The following is a 20,748-nucleotide window of genomic DNA, read 5'->3' on the forward strand; positions in this document are numbered from 1 at the left end:
ATCAGCGGCCCGTCGCCAGTCGGGCGAGCCATTCGCGGCGAGCATCGCCGCCGTCGGCTTCGGTGTGTTCGCGGGCTGCCGTTTCGGCGCCCCGCGCGTCGCCTGCGATGATGCGCGCCACGATGCCGCCGTGCTCGTGCCACACGACTTCCTGCATCGGCATCGCCCCGAGCGTGGCGGCCATGGCGCGCATGATGTGCGGCCATTGCGGTGCAACGGTCTGCGCGATCAACGGATTGCCCGACGCGTCGTGTAGCGCCGTGTGAAACGCCACCTCGGCGCGGACCTGTCGCGCCACCGGCGTGCCGTGTGTCATGGCCATCCCCGCGGCGACGGCGTCGTGCAATCGTCGCAACTCGGCGTCGGTCATCGTGTTCGCCGCGACTCGTGTCGCCGCCAGGCGTGCGGCCAGCCCGTCAAGGGCAGTGCGCACTTCATAGAGACGGCGCAGATGATCGGCGTCGATGGGCGCGACCTCCAGCCCCTGACGCCCGCTGTCGCAAACCAGCCCGTCGCGCTTGAGCAATTGCAGTGCGTGGCTCACGGGTTGGCGCGACACGCCCAGCGAGTCGGCCAGTTCGGCCTGCCGGATGCGCTCGCCCGGCGGCAGGGTGAGGTCGGCAATGGCGTCGCGCAGACGCGCGTAGACCTGATCGATGAGGACCGGGGCATTGGTCACCGGTTCGAGCGGTGGTAGTGGTGGCGAGTCCGGCACGCAGGACGCCTCGGCCGACGTGCCGGAGGATGTGAGGTGGGCCATTGGATGCCGGTCGTCGCCGGTGTTTGTGATATCTGGAATTCCGAATTCTACGCGAGTGCGCCGATGTGGGCGAGGCCTATTTCGGAATGACGGCGAACGAGGGAAGGAGCACGCGCCTGACCTGAGCCGGGAGATGACGCAGTTGGGACCGGACGCGGTGACACCCGGCCACCCGGTGCGGCGGTGCCCCGCCCGACGGCGAACTCAGTCGCTCGCGTCGAGTTCAGGGGGAGAGACGGTGGAGGCGCGCGCGGGCGTTTGCAGCAGCGCCTGGACGGTCGTGCGCGTGCGCTGGAGGCGGCGGGCAAGCGCCCAGGCATCGGCTTCGCGTTCGAACAGGCCGACGATGAGGTGGGGTTCCGCAGCGAACCCGTCGGAGAACAACCCGACATTCTTGGCGATCATCTCGCTCGCGCGCTCCACGGACACGGTGTATTGGCGTGGCGAGCGGTATTGGTTGATGACAACGGCGAAGGCGCGGGAGAACGCGTCGGACATGCGGGGACCTCCTTTGACGGCGCGATGCGCGATGTCGGACGACGGGCGCCGACGCCGCGCACCCTGCGGTGCACTTCCGGAGATTGTAGGCGATGGCCGTACGCGTGGCGGGACAAAACGATGGCGTCGCGCAGAAAGCGACAACACATGAAAAAGACCGCCGAGCGTATCGGCGGCCGAATAGCGAGGGTGACAGCGCAACCGCAGTTGCCGAGGACGATCATGGCGCGCGCAAACGACAGCGTCGTGAAGTGCGCGGGAAAAGGAAACCCCCAGGAGGAAACCCCAGGCAACCCTCCGGCAACCGGCCGCGCGTCAATCGGCCGGAGCAACGTCCCAGAGTGGTCGGTGCGTGGCGCCGGCTATACGAGCACGGGCAACGCCTCCACCACGAGGAACGCGACGAGCGCGCCGACCACGGCACCGACCGCGCGCAGACTATAGCGCGTGGTGCGGGTCGCGACGGGGATGCCGCCGACGAGAAGCGCACCGGCAACGGCCATCGGTAGGAACAACGTCAGGTCGTAAAGATTGAAGTGGAAAGCGGGCATCTTTTTGTCTCCTCACCTGAATCGCCTTTCCACTATAGGACGGTGTCGGAGGATGCCCAAATTTGGTGCGACGCAACATGTTGCGCTGCGCGTACGGGAGGGGCGCGGCAGGCGAGCTCCGGTCCGTACGGGAAGGTGTGGTGGGACCGTCAGTCCTCCTGACGCACCGCGTGCATCTTGCGGCGCGCGTTCCACATGGCCATGTCCTTGCGTGTGGGTGTTCGGTCGTTCACGGAGATGCCGGACGACGTGCGTTTGTCGTTGGCAGCGACGTCGCTCGTTTCGCTGCGCGCCTGCACCATCATGACGAGCGTAAACAGCGAGGCGGCAAGCGCCAGCAGGATCAGCTTCATATGGCCCCCGGGTGAGTCTCTGGTATCTGGTCGGATTTATGCGTCGTCGCCCGCATCCCGACCGGTTCTCGTTGTGGAACCGTGCCGGTGCCGGTGGCGCGACGCTTCTGTAGTGCACTGCTTGACGGACAACGCTGCCGCAACTGCCTGACAGGACGGGACCCGGTGCGCTGCAAGCGCCGCAAGCGCTGGTGCGCCGTGCATTGCGCGACGCATCATAGCCGGTGCGTGTGACAACTTGCCGTCGCACGCTGAACCGGTCGCGAGCGTCGGGATTGCCCACGCCGATTCACGTCCTTCTACGTATAGCGACGCCCGCGCGGAAAAGTTTAGAAATCGTGACGATTTTCTTTCGACGTGGGCCGAAAGCGTTGGACGAGGCTCCATCAGACCGCGCCCACGCGGGCGGCGCGCGACCTCTATCCGTCTCGAGGCGGGGACACCCCGGCGATGTCATGCGTCGTGCGGCGAGGTAAGATAGCTGCCACCCATCGCGGTGGCCGGCGGCGCGAGTGCCGCGCGCTGGCATTGCCGACTCCCTGAGGATTTCCGGATTCCGTCATGCTCGAACTCATTTCCGAACACCGCTGTTTCGGAGGCGCACAACGCTTCTATCGTCACGCTTCATCCGTCATCGGCTTGCCGATGCGCTTCTCGGTGTTCATGCCGCCGCAGGCGCGCGACGGTCGCGAGGTGCCCGCGCTGTTCTACCTCGCGGGGCTGACCTGCACGGAAGAGACGTTCATGATCAAGGGCGGCGCGCAGTGGTTGGCCGCCGAGCACGGCGTGGCGCTGATCGCCCCTGACACCAGCCCGCGCGGCGCGGGGGTGCCCGGCGAGACGGATGCGTGGGATTTCGGCGTCGGCGCGGGCTTCTATCTCGACGCCACGCAGGCGCCATGGTCGACGCACTATCGCATGTACAGCTATATCGTCGACGAACTGTACGGGCTGGTGACCGCGTCGTTGCCGATCGATGCCGGGCGCATCGGCATCTTCGGACATTCGATGGGGGGACACGGTGCGCTCACGCTGGCGCTGCGCAACCCGGACAAATTCCGCTCGGTGTCGGCCTTCGCACCGATCGCCGCGCCGATGCATTGTCCCTGGGGCGAGAAGGCGTTCACCGGGTATCTCGGCGCGGATCGCCAGACTTGGCGCCAATACGATGCGAGCGAGCTGATCGCCCAGGCGGGGCGGGCGGTATTCCCCGAGGGCATCCTCGTCGACCAGGGCCTCAACGACCAGTTCCTCGAGGCGCAACTGCATCCGGAGATCTTCGAGCGCGCCTGCCGCGACGCCGGTCAGCCGCTGAACCTGCGTCGCCACAATGGCTACGACCACGGCTACTACTTCATCCAGACCTTCATGGCCGACCACCTGACGCATCACGCCGGGCAACTGCGCGCGTACTGAACGTCGTTCTCCCGCCCGCGGTCGCCAGGCGCTCGAAGGCGGACGTCGCCCGGGTTGACGGCTGCGCGTCCCGACGCAGATTGCGACCGCGCAGGCCTAGACCGCTTGCGCGACATACCGCTTCGGGGGCGCCACGATGTCGTCCTGCGCCCGCACGATCTCCAACTCGTAGCTTCCGGCGCGATGCGTGGCGTGCAGCACGGCGTCGACCGCGGCCAGTGTGTGCTCGAAGGCGTCGCGCACCGAATCGCCCCTGAGCCATCGCGCAAGAAAAACGCCGGACGTCAGATCGCCAACGCCCACCGGATGACGCGAGAAGGGGTATAGCGGGCGCCGACCATGCCACGCCTGGTCTTGCGTGACGGCCAGCATCTCGAACTGGTCCGCGGGCTTGCCCGCGTACTCCAGGTGCTTCACCAGGACCAGCTTCGGTCCGCGAACGAGCAGGGCGCGGCAGGCGGCGAGCGCATCGTCGAACGTTTCGATCGGATGCTGGGACAGCTTCTCCAATTCCAGATGATTGGGCGTCATGATGTCCGCTGCCGCCGGCATGTGCTCGACGAGAAACTGCTCGATGCCCGGTTTGACCCGGCAGCCCTTTTCCGGATGCCCCATGACCGGGTCGCACAGGTAGATCGCTCCCGGATTGGCGGTCTTGACCCGCTGCACGGCCGCCAGCACGAAGCCTGCCTGCTCCGCGGCGCCGAGATAGCCGGAGAGCACGGCGTCGCACCGGCTCAGCTCGCCGATGTCGGCGATGCCGTCGACGAGATGCAGGATCTCCTCGCTCGGCAGCGCCTGTCCGGCCCATTTGCCGTATTGCGTGTGATTCGAGAATTGCACCGTGTTGATCGGCCAGACGTTGATCCCGAGACGACGCATGGGAAATACGGCGGCACTGTTGCCGGCGTGACCGAAAACGACATGCGACTGGATACTGAGGATGTTTTTCATGGGGTGTTGGAAAAAAGACAACGCCCGCTGGCGTCGCGCTCCCGTCCGGTGACGAAATCGCGCCCGTCGCGGGCGTTGACCGTCAGGTCACCGGACGCGGCGAATGCCGCATCACGGTGCCCGACACGTTACTTCTTGGAAGTGATAATGGCGTCGGCCACGTTCTTCGGTGCTTCGGCGTAGTGCTTGAACTCCATGGTGTACGTCGCGCGCCCCTGCGTGAGCGAGCGCAGCGACGTCGAGTACCCGAACATTTCGGACAGCGGCACCTCGGCGCGCACGATCTTGCCGCCGCCCACGATGTCGTCCATGCCCTGCATGATGCCGCGTCGCCCCGAGAGGTCGCCCATCACGTTGCCCATGAATTCTTCCGGGGTTTCGACTTCGACGGCCATCATCGGTTCAAGCAGGACGGGATCCGCGCGTCGCATGGCCTCCTTGAATGCCATCGAGCCGGCCATGCGGAACGCATTTTCATTGGAGTCGACGTCGTGGTATGAGCCGAACGTCAGCGTGACCTTGACGTTGACCACCGGGTAGCCGGCGACCACGCCGTTGGTGAGCGTCTCGCGAATCCCCTTGTCGACCGCCGGAATGTATTCGCGCGGCACCACGCCGCCCTTGATGGCGTCAACGAATTCGTAAGGCTTCTCCTTGTCCGGCTCGAGCGTGATGACCACGTCGCCGTACTGCCCGCGTCCGCCCGACTGCTTGACGAACTTGCCCTGCACATCCTCGACTTTCTTGCGCACGGTTTCCCGATAGGCGACTTGCGGCTTGCCGACCGTCGCCTCCACGCCGAACTCGCGGCGCATGCGGTCCACGAGGATTTCGAGGTGAAGCTCTCCCATGCCCGAGATGATCGTCTGGCCGGATTCTTCGTCGGTCTGCACGCGGAACGACGGGTCTTCCTGCGCCAGACGGTTGAGCGCGAGGCCCATCTTTTCCTGGTCGCCCTTGGTCTTCGGCTCCACCGCCTGCGAAATGACCGGCTCGGGAAACTCCATCTTTTCCAGAATGATCACGTGGTTCGGGTCGCACAGCGTATCGCCGGTCGTGGCTTCCTTCAGGCCCACCGCGGCGGCGATGTCGCCCGCGCGCACTTCCTTGAGTTCCTGGCGCGTGTTCGCATGCATCTGCAGGATGCGTCCCAGACGCTCCTTCTTGGACTTGAGCGGGTTGAGCACGGTGCCGCCCGACTCGATCACACCGGAATACACGCGGAAGAAGATCAGCTGGCCGACGAAAGGGTCGGTCATGATCTTGAAGGCGAGTGCGGAGAACGGTTCGTCATCCGACGGGTGGCGCTCGATTTCCTTGTCCTCTTCATCGTGACCTGCGATGGCGGGCACGTCGACAGGCGAGGGCAGGTAATCGATCACGGCGTCGAGCATGGCCTGCACGCCTTTGTTCTTGAAGGCGGTGCCGCACAGCATCGGAACGATTTCCCCGGCGACCGTGCGCTTGCGCAGGCCCGCCCGGATCTCGTCCTCCGTGAGCGTTTCGCCGCCGAGGTACTTCTCGAGCAAGGCCTCGTCGGCCTCGGCCGCGGCCTCGATCATCTTGTCGTGCCATTCCTGGGCCGTGTCCCTGAGATTGGCGGGAATGTCGACGTAATCGAACTTCACACCCTTGGACGCCTCGTCCCAGACGATGCCTTTCATCTTCACCAGGTCGACCACGCCCTGGAAGTTGTCCTCGGCGCCGATCGGAATCTGGATCGGCACCGCATTGCCGCGCAGGCGTTCGTGGATCTGCTTGTGAACGCGGAAGAAGTCGGCGCCCACGCGGTCCATCTTGTTGACGAAAGCGATGCGCGGCACCTTGTACTTGTTGGCCTGGCGCCAGACGGTTTCGGACTGCGGCTGCACGCCGCCGACCGAGTCGTAGACCATGCACGCGCCGTCGAGCACACGCATGGAGCGCTCGACTTCAATGGTGAAGTCGACGTGTCCCGGTGTGTCGATGATGTTGATGCGATGTTCGGGATAGTTGCCGGCCATGCCGCGCCAGAAGCAGGTGGTCGCGGCCGACGTGATCGTGATGCCGCGCTCCTGTTCCTGTTCCATCCAGTCCATCGTGGCAGCGCCTTCGTGGACTTCGCCGAGCTTGTGATTGACGCCCGTGTAGAACAGGATCCGCTCGGTCGTCGTCGTTTTGCCAGCGTCGATGTGAGCACTGATGCCGATGTTTCGGTAGCGCTCGATGGGGGTCTTTCGGGCCACGGTACACCTCTTTTCCAGACGGTGGGGAAAAAGCATAGCAGCAGCCATCATACTCCAATGTCGCAACGCCGCGCTGAGCGCATCATCGGCTCGAAGGCCAGCGCGGACGGGGATTTGCGATGGATGCCCGACGAGGCGTCAGCGGTTACGCCACATGGCGTCGACGCGCGAACGCGACCACGCTCGCGCGTGCCGCGTCGTCGGAAAGGCCGGCATTGGCGGCGATGTCGCCGTCGCCCGCGCGAGCCCCCCAGCTCGTCGACACGGCATCGCCGTCGGCCAGGCGGAACACTGCGACGGCCTCGCGCAGATGGCGCGCCTGGTCTTCGAGCGACCCGGCGGCGGCCGTCGCCTGCTCGACCAGCGCGGCGTTTTGCTGCGTGACCTGATCCATCTGCATGACGGCCATGTTCACCTGTTCGATGCCGCCCGATTGTTCGGCGGACGCGGCCGAGATCTCACCCATGATGTCGGTGACGCGTTGAACGGCCTGCACGATGTCGTTCATCGTGCGGCCAGCATCGCGCACTTGCGCGGAACCGTCCTGCACCTTTCCGACCGACGACTCGATGAGCGTCTTGATCTCCTTTGCCGCGGCTGCGCTGCGCTGGGCGAGCGTGCGGACTTCGCCCGCCACCACGGCGAAGCCGCGGCCCTGTTCGCCCGCGCGCGCCGCTTCCACGGCGGCATTCAACGCGAGGATGTTCGTCTGGAACGCGATGCCGTCGATCACGCCGATGATGTCGTTGATCTTCGTCGAGCGCTCGGCAATCTCTTGCATCGAACTCACCGCGCGTTCGACGACGCGTCCGCCTTCGTCAGCGATCTCCGACGCATTCGTGGCGAGCTGGCTGGCCTGTCGCGCGTTGTCGGCGTTCTGGCGAACCGTTGCAGTGAGCTCTTCCATCGACGATGCCGTCTCTTCGAGCGACGCGGCCTGCTCTTCGGTGCGCGCCGAGAGATCGGTGTTTCCCGCAAGCAACTGGCCCGAGGCCGAGGCAATGGCAGCAGTGCCGCTGCGCACGCGCCGCACGATCTGATCGAGGCTTTCGTTCATGTGCTTGAGCGCGGCCATCAACTGCCCGGTTTCGTCGCGACTCGTGACTTCGATGCGGCTGGTGAGGTCGCCTTGCGCCACCCGTTGCGCGACCTGCACGGCGCGTGCGATGGGACGCGTGATGCTGCGCGTGACCGACCAGGCGGCGCCGATGCCCACGATCACGGCCGTCAACCCGATGGCGGCGAGCAGCCATTTGGCGAACGCGATGTCGGCGCCGGTTGCCGCACCGGTGTCGTCGACGAGCTTCTGCTGAAGCGCGACGAGCGCCATGGCCTCTTCCTGCATGGCGTCGAGCGCGGGCAGCGCGTCGCGCTCCGCGATCTCCAGCGCGACCGCCGGCTGGCCCGAGCCCAACTGCGAGAGCGTGGCGGCCCGGGCTTTGACGAAGGCATCGTTGTGTTGCCTGACCGCCGCGATGAGCTGGCGGCCTTGCGGGGTCGACACGTACTTGTCGAGTACCTCCTGCGCGCGGGCAATGCGTTCAAGATTGGCATCGATACGCGCATTCAGTGCGTCGCGCCGGGCGGCGTCCGGCGCAGCCAGGACTTCGAGCAGGCGGCGCGCATTGGCGCGAACCATGGCGTCGATGCTGTGTGCCGCATCGGCTTTCGCCCAGGCACTGGTGATCAGGGTTTCGTTGGCACGCTCGATGGCCACGAAACGCACGAGCGCGATGACCAGCATGGCGAGCAGCAGAAGCAGCAATGTGCCAAAGCCGATGGCCAGGCGGGTTCGGATTCTGAGGTCGGCGATTCGCATACGGGATGACTCCTTTAGGGATGGGAAGCCTGGGCAACGAGCGATGGGTTGCCGTCGGCGTTGCGAGGAGTGGTCGCCGGACTGCCGCGGAACGCGTCGATGCGATGGATAGCGCACGACGCGACGTTGGCTCGCGCGCCGGCCCGACACGGGCGACGTGTCCGGTGACGCGCGACGGGGGATTCGATGAAGCCAGTCCGTCTACCTTCGTATACGACAGAAAATATGACTTCTGAAGGTGTCCGTCGGATCGGCGGGGGGGAACGGCGACGGTCTCATGGCGAAAATTCCGACATCCCGCTCAAACGAATCGGACCGCGTAGACAGGGGGCAGGTGCGCAGTGAGGCACTGCCACCGCTCGCCGGCGTTGTCGCTAATCCACAGGGCGCCGGTCGTCGAGCCCATGGCGAGGGTGCGTCCGGTAGCGTCGATGTCGAGGCCGTGGCGATAGACGAGATCGTAGGAGGGGGCTTCCGGAAGTCCGTGCGAGAGCGAGGTGAACGACTCGCCACCGTCGCGCGTGCGGGTGACAACGAGGCGGGCGTCGACCGGCATGCGGCAGGCGTCGCGTTGCGCGGGCACGAACCACGCGACGTCGGGGTCGTGTGGATCGACGGCGACCGCGAAGCCGAAGCTCGACGGCGACGCGTGAATGCGCCGCCATGTCGTGCCGTAGTCGAGCGTGCGGAAGATGCCATTGTGGTGCTGCGCCCAAAGGGCGTTAGGGGCGTCGCGGCATTGCACGAGCCGGTGAACGTCCTGCGCATTCGGGTCGAGACGGCGCTCGGGTGGCATGTAGTCCGCCTCCATGCCCGATGCGGCGAGCGCCCAGGTGCGACCGTCGTCGCGCGTGCGCCAGACGCCGCCCGTCGACACCGCCACCATGACCTGTCGGCTGTCATGCGGGTCGATGCAGATGGAATGGATACCGGCATGATCGTAGCCGCCGCCCATCCAGTCCGCCCGTTCCGGTCGGTCCCAAAGGCCGCGCACCAGTTCCCAGTGCCGGCCGCGATCGCCCGATCGGAAAAGTCCGCCGGGAATGGTGCCGGCCCAGAGAACGCCGGGCGCATCGGGGCCGGCTGCTTCCAGCGACCAGAGCAGTTCGACGGAGGGCGCCGGGGATTGCGGCTCGGGCGCCGGTGCCGCCGTGTCCGCGCGATTCGCAGCGGGCGCATCGGATGACTCGGATGGCTCGTCTTGTGGTGCGAAAGCGGGTGGGGTGAGTTCGGTCCACGCGCTTGCTTCGCGCTCGCGGCACCAGAGCTTCACGCCGAAGTGTCCCAGATTGAGCGCCGCGTAATCGGTGCCGTCGCGTGCGTCGTGCATCACCATGCTGACCGGTTCGCCGGGGAAATCGGGTGTGCTCGACATCAATTGCCAGGTGTCTGCCGTGCGCTGCCACGTGAACAACCCCTTGCGGGTCGCGACCAGCAATGTAGCTCCAATGACATGTTCCACGATCTGTCTCCTTGGCGCGCGCAGGCCGTCTCGGCGGCCTGTGCGTCGGACGCTTCATGCGTCTCGCCGGTTTGTCGTTCTCGTCTGTCGTTCTCGTTTGGCGATCTCATTCGATCCGTTTCGTCTCAACAGTCTCGTCCGCCGCGCTCGGCTCACGGCGCCGAGGCCGCCTTGATGGGGGGAGTCGAGGGCAAAGTCGAGAGGCGAGTGCAGGGCGTCATCCGCCCGAGAGCGCCTGAACGACATAAACGCGGCTGGCAGTATTGAGCGTGTCGCTCAGCGTACGGCGGTCGCGGATTAGGCGGCCGTCGATAAAGACCGCCACATGCGCGCGCAGGCGTCCCTGGTCGTTGAACAGGTAGCCACGCAACGCCGGGGTTGCGTCGACGCAGTGTGCCAGCGCGTCGCGCACCGTCGTGCCGTCGACGCTTTGTTCGTCGACAAGCACGTGACGCTGTATTGCGGGTGCAAAGGTAACCGTCGCCATGGCGTTGCCGTACGGAAGTTGCCGAGGTCGATGAACCCGTTCCTGCGGCCGTGGCCGGGGTGTCGGTGAGACCGCGCGGGTGAGGCTTTCAGTGTAGACAATGAGGAACGCTCGCACACCGGGCGTGGTGCAAATGTTGCGTCTTCGCAGCGCTATGTTGCACCGGAAATAACGCGAATTGCGTTCAATTTGGCCCATTGAGGCCTCATTTGGTGCCCTTTGCATGACGCGCGGCGAGTCTCGGTGCGTGTGGAGCGTGGCCGCGGGGTGTGGCATCGCATATCGGACACTCCCCAACCCCATTCACCTCGTTATTGTTCACCATTATCGGAGTGCCCGCGCGCGCAGTGCCGCAGGCGAATTTTGGGGAGGGAGTGATGGCCAGGAGCCGAGGGAAGGACATTGGAATGGGGCGTCTGTCGGAGGCGGTGATCCGGCGACTGACGCGGTTGCACCAGAAAGCGGGGGGCGATTCCGTCGATGCGCCGGCGGTGCGCCGCCCGCCGGACGTGGCGAAATGCGAGGGCTATTTTCTGTGGAGTGCGCGTCAAGCCGGATTCATTGGCCGACACGATGGTGCGCTTTCAGGGGGCGGTCGTCAGTTTGTCTCGTGCACGGGGCAGGCGAAGCGATATGCGAGCGTGGAGCAGGCCAGAGCGGCCGGAGAGAGCGTGGTGGGGGACGTTTTGGTCATGTACGGCTACGCCGCCAACGGCCCGCTTTACATCGTGGGGCGTTGACGGCGTGATGTCATAGGGGGCGCGGCGGACGTTACTTGCCCAGTTCGTGGCCAATGACACCGCCGACGACGGCACCGCCGATCGTTCCGGCGGTACTGCCGCCGGTTGCCTCGTGACCGATGACACCGCCTGCGGCGGCGCCACCCAGCGTGCATCCGAAGATGGATGTGCCGATGGCCAGTGCCGCGAGAACTGCCAGAATCGACTTCGCTGCTTTCATGATGCGTCTCCTTTGACGGGCTCGCTGCATCCGACGCAACGGTGAGCAGCGACATGGATTCAGCATAGCGCGCGTCTCGAGCGCGGACTATCGGCCGCGACTGAATCGTGTGTAGGACATGGATGACAGCGGGGCGTGCGCCGGTGCCGGCGGTCGGCCCGTTGCGTGCGGGTTCCGGGCGCGCCGCGTGGGAGCCGATGTCGGCGAACGGATTGCGTGATGCATGGGCGGCGGGGGCGGCGTCCGTAACCGGAGGCGGCGCTCGCGCGGGGGAGGCAAGACCGGGGCCGAACGCGTGGAAAAGCAAAAAGCCCGCCGAGGGCGGGCTTTTTGCTGAACGACTTGGTGGGGCGTGAGTGACTCGAACACTCGACCTACGGATTAAGAGTCCTACTTCCTGCAAATAGGCAGAAATTAAAGCGCAGTCAAATCAATGACTTGCATCGGTAGCCACCCACTAACCGACTGCGCTTTTCGTCCTTCCTGGGGCGATTTTTGCCCACTTTGGTCAAGTTTTGGTCAAGGTGACCTTGGACCTTCCACATCGCATAGGAGACAGTCAATGCTGCCCGAGTTTCAAACAGTCGAAGAGTTTTCTGTCGATTCCGAGATTGCCGACGCCACGGTCAAGGTTCGGTTACGTCGGCAGATCAATCACAAGCCTACCCGGTACAGCCGTGGCCCGTACTGGCTTGATTTGCGGGTCGGTGGTGTGCACGTTCCGCACTACGGCGTGGGTGAACGATTCGCCCGCGAGGCAGCCCTCCGATTCCTGCTGGAGCACGTCAAGGGTATCGCACCCACGAGGCACTGATCCAGCACGCGCCGCCCTGGCGTCACTGGCTGCTCATTCAGTGCCGCCGTGTCAACGAGACCATACCGGTACCGCTTCTCAGATACGCCACAATCAACTGCCAGACGAACCTTTGAGCATCAGGCCGTCCTTGTCGGTTGTGTGGGTATAGTCAACAGGGCCTCGGGGGGCGGCTGCAAAATGCTCGGCTGCAAACTCAATACGCTTCTCCTCGTCCCATTCAAGGTCATTGAGCTTAAGCGTTCCCTTGGTTTCGCGCACAAGATAGAGCCGTTGAATGCCACTGTCCTCATACACGATTGCCCAATCCGGCGAATATTCACCGACCGGTGTTTTCACCTTGAACCGACGCGGCAACTTGGTAAAGAGCTTGATGCGATCTCGATCGTTCGACAGTTGCTCAGCAAATGTACGTTCGACATGGCTGTCGTAATCGACGTGATCGAAAAGATTTGCGTCATCATCCTTGGCTTCGATAACGCCACTTTGTGGGTCGGCGTCTCCTGGCTGCGGCTTTGGCGGATTTTTCGACTCGACTTCGAGGAACACCACTTCGGCATCCCACCACGTGGCCTCGTCCATTGGTTCGTACGTGATGTTCTTCACCATCTGCTCGATAGTCTCGATCCGAATGGCGCTGGCAACGATCCGCGCCCAACGGTCGGGGTCATCAAGGACGTGACGTTTGTGCTCGTCAGGAATGGCGCGCACGATGTCAGCTACGGTTCGTCGGGTTAGTTGCAACGGGAACTTGCCGTATTGAAGCTGATCCTCGATCAGTTGGATCACGTCGGGAAGGCGTTGCCCGGCGATCAGGATACGCTCTCCACGCGACTCGGCGACGGCTGAGTCGGCTGTCGTAACCCGTCCCGTTTCGTCGTAGACCAAGTCCGCTGATTGCACAACGTTCGCGCGGCGTTGAATAAACTTCAACTCGTTCAGGTGCTTGGACACCCCAACAACTTGGGCCAAGTTGGATGGGTCTACCGTGACCCGATAGCGAGCCTTGTAACGGATACGGTTCCAAAGTTCCGCGAACTCGGGGCTCTGGAAAAGAGCGGGCCGGCGACGAATGATCACTTCATTGTCGGCGTTATCAACGGATGGCCCGGACGAGCCACCACCTTCGCCAGCGGTTGCGTACTCCTCGTTCAACTTGTCTCGGAATTCGGTGAACGACTCATCAACGATCAACGTCAATCGATTGATCGTCGGGTCCATGACTCGATTCCCGGACTGGTTGACCGGTAACCGTAGTCCACGCCCAATCTGCTGCCGACGCTCCAAATCGGAACGCGAATGCCGAAGGAAACCTACCTGGAACACGTTCGGATTGTCCCATCCTTCTTTCAGTGCGGAATGGGAGAAGATGAACGCGCGCGGATTGTCCCGATCCAGGATCAACTCCTTGTTGGCGATGATTTCCTGATACGCACGGGCTTCAAACTCGGCATCGCTTGCGCGTCCGGCCGTGTCTTTGAGGATGCCCGTTTTGGTGGACGGAAAGTACGCAACCCGCAGTTCTTCAGGGTTCGGCATCTCCTCGACGGATTTGCCGGCGCGCGTCCATTCCTCACGGTACAACTCGTCGAACATCGCTGGAAGTACTGCCTCTTCGCCAACGTAGTCCGCCACGTGTTGAACGAAAAACAGCGACAACACTTTGACGTCGTGTCCCATCGCGTCGATCTGCGACTGGCGATTTAGATGTTGGCGGATGGTGTGACGAACTTGATCTCGCCAGATCGCAAGGTTGTCAACGCCGACTTCCTCGTCAACCTTAATGGTCAGACCGTTTTCGAAGATCACGCGGTCCGGCTTCCGTTCAAGGCTCTCGACGACCATGCCGCGGTATTGCGCAAGTTCTCCCGACTCTTCGAAAAGGTCCGTACCTGGAGACAATACGACTTCGACTCGCTCTGCCCCATTGCTGGACGCACGGTCGATGATGGCCTCGGCCATCAGCCGTTTCTTTTGACTGCGCACCTTGGTAATTCGTATATACGCCTGACCGTTTTCGCCCGCGACGATCCCTTTGACCGAAACGCGTTTGACCAGTCCCGCTTCCGCCGCCTCTTTCGGGCCAAGCCGGTGCACGAGGTTGAACGGTTCCGTATGGGTCGCACTGTAACGCAACGCCACCAGCGGGTTGAGCGTGGAGATGGCTTTGCGACGCAGCGGCGTTGCCATGTTCTGCGGCTCGTCGATCAACACGACCGGACGAGCCTTGGCGATTTGCTGCGCGCCGCTGGAGGAGTCGCCCCACAGTTGGGGTTGCTCGGCGGTCGAGTACAGCGTGTTCGTATCCGGTTTGTCCAGCGCTTGGACGCTGGCGATCAAGAACTGAACCGTGCCCGATGGCTCCGTGAAATCGGCCAAGGCCGAGTTTTCGCCCAGCGTACCCCATTTGTAGGGAACGCCGGGATATTTGAGCCGGAAATGCTCCTCAGTTTGCTCGAACGTCTTCACCACACCGGCACGAATGGCGATGGAATGAACGACGATCACAAACTTGCGAAGGCCGTAGAGTTCGGCCAGACGAAGAGCCGTTGATATGTACACGTAAGTCTTGCCGGTGCCTGTCTCCATTTCGACCGAGAAGTTTGGAAACTCCCGGTCAACATCCTGGAGATCGGTCTCTGCAAGAAGGGCAAGCTCGTGCTGCTCGTTGACGGACTCACGCTTGCTAACGGCTACAAGATTTGCCGTGAGAATTTGTCGATCGAGCGAAAAACTGCTATGACCGTCCGCGCCAGGGGCTTGTCCAGCCAGCGTCTCACGCGGTGGTACCAGCGCCCCCTCAAAAAGATCAACAACAGCGGATACTGCAGCCGACTGGTGGGGCTGATCATCAAAGCGAAACTTCACGCGGCACCCGTTCTAGGAGAATCAGTTTCGACCGCAGACGCGGTGCGAGAGTGAGCGTCACCGAGTCTTCGATCTTGTCACCACGAAGGATGAGCGTATCGTCGTCGGTGAGTCCGAGTTTGTCCGCAGTCGTCAGCGTAAAAGTGTCCAGCGAAATGAGAAGACGACCCGTGGTGGACTCGCCATTGACGGGCGTAAACTCATACACGGACACCCCGTCAATCTTGTGCGTGATTTCGCGTGCGTCGAGTCGGGTGTCCGTCGATTTCAGAGCAATTTCCCAAGCGACCGCTTCGGGCTTTGCGCCTTTTGCGACGGGCGATCCTGCAGCATGGTTCAACACATGGTCGAGATACATCTGCCCCGTCAAATCGGGCGTCGCCACGATCGGCTTTTCGACGACCAAGTTCGTCGGACGAGTACGGAAAACGCGAAAGCCGAGCGCAGCCTCGTTGACGGCGTCTGAAAGCGATGCAGCGACGCGTCGTAGGCGTTCGGCCGTGACCTCGAAAATGGTTTTGTAGCCGGCCTCTAGCGCGTTTTTCCCAGACTCTTCCTCCGAGTTCGGCGGTTCCGGCGCCTGCACGAGTACCCAGTGGCGAACTTTGCCGTCTTTGCGGTTCTGTTCCCAAACGGCTTGCCCGGTCGAGCCTGAACCCGCGAAGAAGTCAAGGATCAGATCGCCGTCATCCGTGATGGCATGGAAGAGACGCGCGAGCACATCCGTGCTCTTGGGATCGTCGAAAACTTTTGCGCCCATGAGTTCGTTCAGCGCGCTGGACGCAGCGCGTCGATCTCGGTAAAAAACTGATGGTGGCGCCCAGTTTTCCCGCATGTGCAGATAAGATTTGATCTGTACACGCTTGGACTTATCCTTGGGATACAGCAAGCGGCCGTCCTTGTCTAGGCGTTCCATCGTCGCCTTTTCATACCGCCATCCATTGTCTGGCGGACTATATCCTTTCCAGTCGTATATTAGATTTTCACGGTAGTTAGGACTGGAAATATTATCGGGAAACCAGATTCCCTTTGCATCAACTCTGTTGTAGTAGTCGTGCGCCTTTGATGGGTTGTCGTCTGCGAGCGATTTATACCAGGCACGCAGTTCTTTAGTCATCGACTCATAGTCTGTGCCATACGTTGCCCGCAGCTCTTCGACCTTCGAGTAAATAGGCTCAAGTCCGTCCTTGCGTTCACGCCAGCGAACATCATTCGCCTTCAAAAAGGCGATGTCACGCGCATAGACGAGGACGTAGTCTTGCCCCCCGCCGGTTAGCTTGGCGTCGCCCTTGCGCGCCCCCCGCCAAGTCATCATGTCCACGAAGTTCTCGGCACCGAACGTCGCATCAAGCAGCAGGCGAAGATGATGGACCTCGTTGTTGTCGATGGAAACGAGAATCACGCCATCTCTGCGAAGCAGATGGCGCGCAAGCACCAAGCGCGGGAACATCATCGTCAACCACGGGGAATGTTTGCGGCCGCCGATCTCAAGCCGGCTGGTCATAGCGTTCCCTTGCTCGTCCACCTGCCCTGTGTCCCGGAGGTATTGCGACTCGGGAACGGCGAAATCGTCGTTATAGGTGAACGTGTCGCCGGTGTTGTAGGGCGGGTCGATGTAGACGAGCTTAACCTTACGGCTATAGCCGTTCTTCAACAGCTTCAGGACTTGCAGGTTGTCGCCTTCGATCAGCACGTCCTTTGCGGACGTCCAGTTGATCGAGGCGGCCACGTCGGGCGCAAGGGTGGCCGTCGTCGGGATGCGCGCGTGCTCTCGAGCTATCTCGATGCCCGGCCAGGTGAATGCAAAGGCAGAGGCCGACTTGTCGTCAAGGCCAAGCGCATCCAGCAAGGCGTTTTTGTCCAGTTCGCCATCAAGAAAGGCGCTGGGAACCAAGTCTCGGAGCCGTGAGAGCAGTTCCGCTTTCCCGTCCGAGGTCTCGTTGGAATATTGAGAGTATGGTGCAGTCACTTTTTTGTGTTTAACAGAGATGCTAGGTAGAGCAATCCAGGAAAAACTATGCCGCTTTATTGCGGCACCGATTTTCATCGGTCTACCGTGGATGCACCACCGACAAGGATCCGCCATGGTACCGTACCGGGATCACAGGAAAAAGTGAAACCCGGCGCGACCGCGATGGCTGAGCCTCTAACGACAGTTGTGGGACCGCCCGCGCAGCAGTTTCCCCAAGGGGTTGAATTTGTTGCAGGTTCCAACGGGGGCGGGTGTGGAAACCCGCTCCAGGAGATACCAGCGGTTTTCTGATAGTCGCTAGAAACCATTCCAGCCGAGCACGCCTGCGTAGCCGCCGCCCGACGATGACCACGGATGCGATGAGTTCCAGCCCGTACCGTAGGGATTGCCGCCGACATCGACGCCGTAGTCGTCATCACCGATCATCGGCAGGCCCGTTGCAGGATTGATAGGATGCATGTTGCTCTCCTTATGTGGAGGGTTGAAAATTCCCGCCGGGACCCGGCGGGATGGAAAATCAGTCTTCGTTTGGCATCAGGATTGTTATGACTGGCGCTGCGTTGTCGTCGGGGCCAATACACATATGCAACGTCGTAAGCCGGGCCCGGATGCCACGCCCACCGCGTGGCACTCGGTAGACCTGAAACGCAAAGCGCCGCGATTCACGAGCGCGACGCGCTGCAAGACATGCCATCCAGATAACGTCCCAGAGTCTTCCGGCTTCGTCTTGTGCGGCCTGGCGTTGGCTATCTGTGTCGTCCCACGCCACGCAATCAGCCCATACGGCGGTCGTCAATGCCAACGGCAGGCGAAACCCGGCTTCGTGGGCAACTTGGCTTACGTCGATGAGAGCACCGTCCTCAATCGCTTGTGCTCGCGTGTAGACGCGGATCGGCTCACCGAAAAAACTGTCGTGATGCTGGTCGGGATGTTGCATGGCGGTGCTCCTTTGAAAGCTGACCGGGTTCCTAGATGTCGAGCCCGCCTTACCGATTCCGGCTTCGGCGTGCGGGGTGGCGTGTTGCTTGTGCCGCCGTACTTCCTGAGTGTTTCGCCCTGAGCGCACCCCGGCGCCAGCCGATATGCCGGAGACGCAAGGTCGCGCACGGAAGCCGCAGCCCCGTAGGGGACCGGGCGAGTACGCGCGCGAAGCGCTTGACCTTGCGGGTATGGCTGGCTGGCGTAAGGTCGCTCTCGCTGGGGCGGGCAATCAGGAAGTACGGCGGTAGCGTCACCGTGCCGACGAAGCCGATGTCGCGGTCGCAGGCCGCGACCCATGCGCGGCTATGCCTCGCGTAACCCGCAAGCCGGAGGCGCGCAGTCGTAGGCAATCAGCCGTAGATGTAGGGGAGCCGGGCCGCGTTGCGGTCGGGGACAAGTGCGAGGCCGCACGCCGTCCACGCAGGCGCGTTGGCTCCCAAGCCAATCGACGGCGTGCCGGGGGAGCCGTCACTCGCTCGTCGCCCCAGCGGCGAGAGGTCGGCCCACCGACCGGCAGAGTGATGGGGGGCGAAGCCCCGCGCCCCGAGCAGCGCGCGGGCATAGCAGTCAAGTCGAGCGAAGCGCGGACCGTAGGCGAATGCCGGAGCCGCATCGCGTCCAGCGGGCGGGTTGAGTGCTATGCCCGCGCGCTGCGCGGGGCGCCAGGTTTTCGGGACACGACGGGCGTCCAGCCCGTCGAGATGCCGGTCGGGCGTCCAGCCCGACGCAAAGGCAGCGGTGGCCCAGCCGCGTGAGCGGCTTCGTCCCCCGTCTTCATCCCCCGTCGCAGACGGGCGTGAAGACGTGCTTTCTCTATACAAGTTATCGAAACCCGAGCGAGATAACTTGTATGGCGAAGAAGAACGGGCGGATCGCAGCCGCCGAAAATGAAACGCGGGTACTGCGTGCGTTGCATAGGTTCGGGTGGCTCCGAACCCGTGACGTTGCCGCGCTGCTCTGGTGTACTCCGTGGCAAAAGCACCCGGTCGCGCCGCCGAGCTTTGTGTCTGTGGCAGCATCGGCCTCGGGGCTTCGGATGGCGCAATACACGCTGCGCCGGCTGGCCGACACCCGGCAAGTGCTTCGTGGTCGCGGACCGGACGGAAGCGTGCTCTACGCGCTGGCAGAAGCCGGGACGCCAAATACGAGGCGCTCGACCGCCTCCAAGCGGCGGGCCTGATTACCATGGAGCGAACACGGGGGCGTGCTCCCATCGTGACCATGCTGGTCGGCGCCAAAGAAGGCTGAGCCACCATGAATGAGGAAATGGCCCTGACGCTGCAGCAGGTTGCCGACCGACTGCAATTGTCGTACAGCACGGTTTTCGCGATGCGGCACCGTGTCGGGTTCCGGCTGCCGGGCTCACGCGTCTGGCGAGTATTGCCGTCCCGGCTTGCCGAACTCTGTGAAACCAACAACAATGTGACCCGGCTATCGATGCGGGTCGCTGGAGAGAATCAATGTCCATCCGCAAAGATAAAAATTCCGGGGTCTGGCATCTCGACATCCGCACGCCAGGCGGCGAAAGAATTAGACGCTCTACTGAAACCAAAGACCGGAAGGCGGCCCAGAAATACCACGACTGCCTGAAAGTTGAACTATGGCGCCAGGACAAGCTGGGCGAAGTGCCCGATCGCTCCTTCGAGGAAGCGGCCGTCAAGTTCTTACGGGAGTGTGAGGGCCAGCGCGACTACGCCACCAAGCTGCGGCATGTCGCGTATTGGCGCGAGCAGTTCTCGGGCCGCTCGGTTCGTTCTTTAACAGCCGACGAAATCACGGACGCCTTGCCCACGCATCGAGTCGTCAAGGGTAGGCCTGCCGAGCCGCTGACCGGCAGCACGCGCAATCGGTATATCGCTACTATCAAGCGTCTGCTGAATTTGTGCGAGGCATGGGAGTGGATCGACCGGGTGCCCAAACTCCCCCGGTACTTCGAGCCGGATGTGCGTGTCCGATGGGAGCCGCCCGAGGTTATTACGGCGCTCATCAATGCACTGCGGTTGCCCTGGATGCGTGACGCTGCCATTGTGGCAGTCGCCACGGGCATGCGTCAGTCCGAGTTGTTTGGGCTCACGCCATCCCAGGTCGATGTGGCCCAGCGCAATGCATGGATCACGCATGAGGGCGCCAAATCTAAGCGTGCCCGCCCGGTGCCGTTGAACGACGACGCTGTGGGCGTGCTGACTCGTCGGTTGGAGTCGGCGGAGCGCCTCGTTTTCACTCGTGGAGAAGGGCTGGATGCTCGCATATAGCAAATTGACACGCGGGATTTCGAGCGGGCCTGCCAGGCCGTCGGCATAAAGGACTTCCACTGGCACGACCTGCGCCATACGTGGGCAAGCTGGCACGTCCAGCGCGGAACGCCGCTGATGGTGCTGAAGGAGTTGGGAGGATGGGAAACCGTCGAGATGGTGCAGAAGTACGCCCACCTCGCTCCCAGCCACTTGGCCGCCCACGCTGGTACGGTCAAGTTTTGGTCAAGTACCGGGGAGCAGAAAGAAAAAATGCCGCTGGCTAGAGCGGCATAGTTTCTTGATTCTTAAGGGAATTCTTTGGTGGGGCGTGAGTGACTCGAACACTCGACCTACGGATTAAGAGTCCGCTGCTCTACCAACTGAGCTAACGCCC

18 protein-coding genes and 1 pseudogene are annotated in these 20,748 nt (G+C 62.8%); 5 read left to right on the top strand and 14 right to left on the bottom strand.

Annotated elements, in window-relative coordinates:
- Position 1: 1 nt before the first annotated feature.
- The 4 genes from PMO31116_RS20725 to PMO31116_RS20740 form a co-directional block, all read right to left on the bottom strand.
- Positions 2–760, bottom strand: coding sequence for a GntR family transcriptional regulator (locus PMO31116_RS20725; RefSeq protein WP_150568348.1), 759 nt, complete (start codon positions 758–760; stop codon positions 2–4).
- A 204-nt stretch (positions 761–964) separates the two neighbouring features.
- A complete protein-coding gene (locus tag PMO31116_RS20730) occupies positions 965–1,258 on the bottom strand; it encodes a hypothetical protein (protein ID WP_150568349.1) in 294 nt (97 codons plus the stop codon).
- A gap of 362 nt (positions 1,259–1,620) precedes the next feature.
- Positions 1,621–1,809, bottom strand: a complete 189-nt coding sequence (locus PMO31116_RS20735) for a hypothetical protein (protein ID WP_023596398.1) — start codon at positions 1,807–1,809, stop codon at positions 1,621–1,623.
- Positions 1,810–1,958: 149 nt separating this feature from the next.
- Positions 1,959–2,162, bottom strand: a complete 204-nt coding sequence (locus PMO31116_RS20740; RefSeq protein WP_023596397.1) for a hypothetical protein — start codon at positions 2,160–2,162, stop codon at positions 1,959–1,961.
- A gap of 561 nt (positions 2,163–2,723) precedes the next feature.
- On the opposite strand from PMO31116_RS20740, the gene fghA reads away from it, so the two are divergent.
- Positions 2,724–3,578, top strand: coding sequence for an S-formylglutathione hydrolase (gene fghA / locus PMO31116_RS20745; RefSeq protein WP_150568350.1), 855 nt, complete (start codon positions 2,724–2,726; stop codon positions 3,576–3,578).
- Positions 3,579–3,674: 96 nt separating this feature from the next.
- Here fghA and pdxY read toward each other — a convergent pair whose 3' ends face one another.
- From pdxY to PMO31116_RS20770, 5 genes are all read right to left on the bottom strand, one after another.
- Entirely contained in the window at positions 3,675–4,532 is an 858-nt protein-coding gene (gene pdxY / locus PMO31116_RS20750) for a pyridoxal kinase PdxY (RefSeq protein WP_150568351.1), read from the bottom strand.
- A 128-nt stretch (positions 4,533–4,660) separates the two neighbouring features.
- On the bottom strand, positions 4,661–6,757 hold the full coding sequence (gene fusA, locus PMO31116_RS20755) for an elongation factor G (RefSeq protein ID WP_150568352.1): 2,097 nt from the start codon (positions 6,755–6,757) through the stop codon (positions 4,661–4,663).
- A gap of 145 nt (positions 6,758–6,902) precedes the next feature.
- A complete protein-coding gene (locus PMO31116_RS20760; protein ID WP_150568353.1) occupies positions 6,903–8,576 on the bottom strand; it encodes a methyl-accepting chemotaxis protein in 1,674 nt (557 codons plus the stop codon).
- Positions 8,577–8,877: 301 nt separating this feature from the next.
- Complete coding sequence (locus tag PMO31116_RS20765; RefSeq protein WP_150568366.1) at positions 8,878–10,026, bottom strand: exo-alpha-sialidase; 1,149 nt, start codon at positions 10,024–10,026, stop codon at positions 8,878–8,880.
- A 229-nt stretch (positions 10,027–10,255) separates the two neighbouring features.
- A complete protein-coding gene (locus tag PMO31116_RS20770; RefSeq protein WP_150568354.1) occupies positions 10,256–10,525 on the bottom strand; it encodes a MoaD/ThiS family protein in 270 nt (89 codons plus the stop codon).
- Between the two features lie 407 nt (positions 10,526–10,932).
- On the opposite strand from PMO31116_RS20770, the gene PMO31116_RS20775 reads away from it, so the two are divergent.
- Positions 10,933–11,265, top strand: a complete 333-nt coding sequence (locus tag PMO31116_RS20775; protein WP_150568355.1) for a hypothetical protein — start codon at positions 10,933–10,935, stop codon at positions 11,263–11,265.
- A 31-nt stretch (positions 11,266–11,296) separates the two neighbouring features.
- Here PMO31116_RS20775 and PMO31116_RS20780 read toward each other — a convergent pair whose 3' ends face one another.
- Positions 11,297–11,485: a glycine zipper 2TM domain-containing protein gene (locus PMO31116_RS20780; RefSeq protein WP_150568356.1), complete on the bottom strand. Its 189-nt coding sequence runs from the start codon at positions 11,483–11,485 to the stop codon at positions 11,297–11,299.
- A gap of 562 nt (positions 11,486–12,047) precedes the next feature.
- On the opposite strand from PMO31116_RS20780, the gene PMO31116_RS20785 reads away from it, so the two are divergent.
- On the top strand, positions 12,048–12,299 hold the full coding sequence (locus PMO31116_RS20785) for a hypothetical protein (RefSeq protein WP_150568357.1): 252 nt from the start codon (positions 12,048–12,050) through the stop codon (positions 12,297–12,299).
- A gap of 93 nt (positions 12,300–12,392) precedes the next feature.
- On the opposite strand, the gene PMO31116_RS20790 is transcribed toward PMO31116_RS20785, so the two are convergent.
- From PMO31116_RS20790 to PMO31116_RS20800, 4 genes are all read right to left on the bottom strand, one after another.
- Positions 12,393–15,167, bottom strand: coding sequence for a restriction endonuclease (locus PMO31116_RS20790; RefSeq protein ID WP_150568358.1), 2,775 nt, complete (start codon positions 15,165–15,167; stop codon positions 12,393–12,395).
- Positions 15,151–17,214 carry a site-specific DNA-methyltransferase gene (locus PMO31116_RS20795; RefSeq protein WP_150568359.1) on the bottom strand — a complete coding sequence of 688 codons (2,064 nt, stop codon included), beginning with the start codon at positions 17,212–17,214 and terminating at the stop codon, positions 15,151–15,153. Before PMO31116_RS20795 ends, PMO31116_RS20790 begins: the two co-directional genes overlap by 17 nt.
- Positions 17,215–17,436: 222 nt before the next feature.
- Complete coding sequence (locus PMO31116_RS23815; RefSeq protein ID WP_174971592.1) at positions 17,437–17,598, bottom strand: hypothetical protein; 162 nt, start codon at positions 17,596–17,598, stop codon at positions 17,437–17,439.
- A gap of 58 nt (positions 17,599–17,656) precedes the next feature.
- On the bottom strand, positions 17,657–18,076 hold the full coding sequence (locus tag PMO31116_RS20800) for a DUF6573 family protein (protein ID WP_150568360.1): 420 nt from the start codon (positions 18,074–18,076) through the stop codon (positions 17,657–17,659).
- An 894-nt stretch (positions 18,077–18,970) separates the two neighbouring features.
- Here PMO31116_RS20800 and PMO31116_RS20805 point away from each other — a divergent pair.
- Together PMO31116_RS20805 and PMO31116_RS20810 are read left to right on the top strand one after the other, a co-directional pair.
- A complete protein-coding gene (locus PMO31116_RS20805; protein ID WP_150568361.1) occupies positions 18,971–19,300 on the top strand; it encodes a hypothetical protein in 330 nt (109 codons plus the stop codon).
- A 280-nt stretch (positions 19,301–19,580) separates the two neighbouring features.
- Positions 19,581–20,648, top strand: a pseudogene (locus tag PMO31116_RS20810) (tyrosine-type recombinase/integrase).
- The last annotated feature ends 100 nt before the right edge of the window (positions 20,649–20,748 follow it).

The organism is Pandoraea morbifera, from assembly GCF_902459575.1.
Lineage (GTDB): Bacteria > Pseudomonadota > Gammaproteobacteria > Burkholderiales > Burkholderiaceae > Pandoraea > Pandoraea morbifera.

Excerpts from the sequence above, each read along its gene's own strand:
- PMO31116_RS20725 (WP_150568348.1), bottom strand. The coding sequence starts at position 760 with ATGGCCCACCTCACATCCTCCGGCACGTCGGCCGAGGCGTCCTGCGTG.
- PMO31116_RS20730 (WP_150568349.1), bottom strand. The coding sequence starts at position 1,258 with ATGTCCGACGCGTTCTCCCGCGCCTTCGCCGTTGTCATCAACCAATAC.
- PMO31116_RS20735 (WP_023596398.1), bottom strand. The coding sequence starts at position 1,809 with ATGCCCGCTTTCCACTTCAATCTTTACGACCTGACGTTGTTCCTACCG.
- PMO31116_RS20740 (WP_023596397.1), bottom strand. The coding sequence starts at position 2,162 with ATGAAGCTGATCCTGCTGGCGCTTGCCGCCTCGCTGTTTACGCTCGTC.
- fghA (WP_150568350.1), top strand. The coding sequence starts at position 2,724 with ATGCTCGAACTCATTTCCGAACACCGCTGTTTCGGAGGCGCACAACGC.
- pdxY (WP_150568351.1), bottom strand. The coding sequence starts at position 4,532 with ATGAAAAACATCCTCAGTATCCAGTCGCATGTCGTTTTCGGTCACGCC.
- PMO31116_RS20760 (WP_150568353.1), bottom strand. The coding sequence starts at position 8,576 with ATGCGAATCGCCGACCTCAGAATCCGAACCCGCCTGGCCATCGGCTTT.
- PMO31116_RS20770 (WP_150568354.1), bottom strand. The coding sequence starts at position 10,525 with ATGGCGACGGTTACCTTTGCACCCGCAATACAGCGTCACGTGCTTGTC.
- PMO31116_RS20775 (WP_150568355.1), top strand. The coding sequence starts at position 10,933 with ATGGGGCGTCTGTCGGAGGCGGTGATCCGGCGACTGACGCGGTTGCAC.
- PMO31116_RS20780 (WP_150568356.1), bottom strand. The coding sequence starts at position 11,485 with ATGAAAGCAGCGAAGTCGATTCTGGCAGTTCTCGCGGCACTGGCCATC.
- PMO31116_RS20785 (WP_150568357.1), top strand. The coding sequence starts at position 12,048 with ATGCTGCCCGAGTTTCAAACAGTCGAAGAGTTTTCTGTCGATTCCGAG.
- PMO31116_RS20795 (WP_150568359.1), bottom strand. The coding sequence starts at position 17,214 with ATGAAAATCGGTGCCGCAATAAAGCGGCATAGTTTTTCCTGGATTGCT.
- PMO31116_RS23815 (WP_174971592.1), bottom strand. The coding sequence starts at position 17,598 with ATGCATCCTATCAATCCTGCAACGGGCCTGCCGATGATCGGTGATGAC.
- PMO31116_RS20800 (WP_150568360.1), bottom strand. The coding sequence starts at position 18,076 with ATGCAACATCCCGACCAGCATCACGACAGTTTTTTCGGTGAGCCGATC.
- PMO31116_RS20805 (WP_150568361.1), top strand. The coding sequence starts at position 18,971 with ATGGCGAAGAAGAACGGGCGGATCGCAGCCGCCGAAAATGAAACGCGG.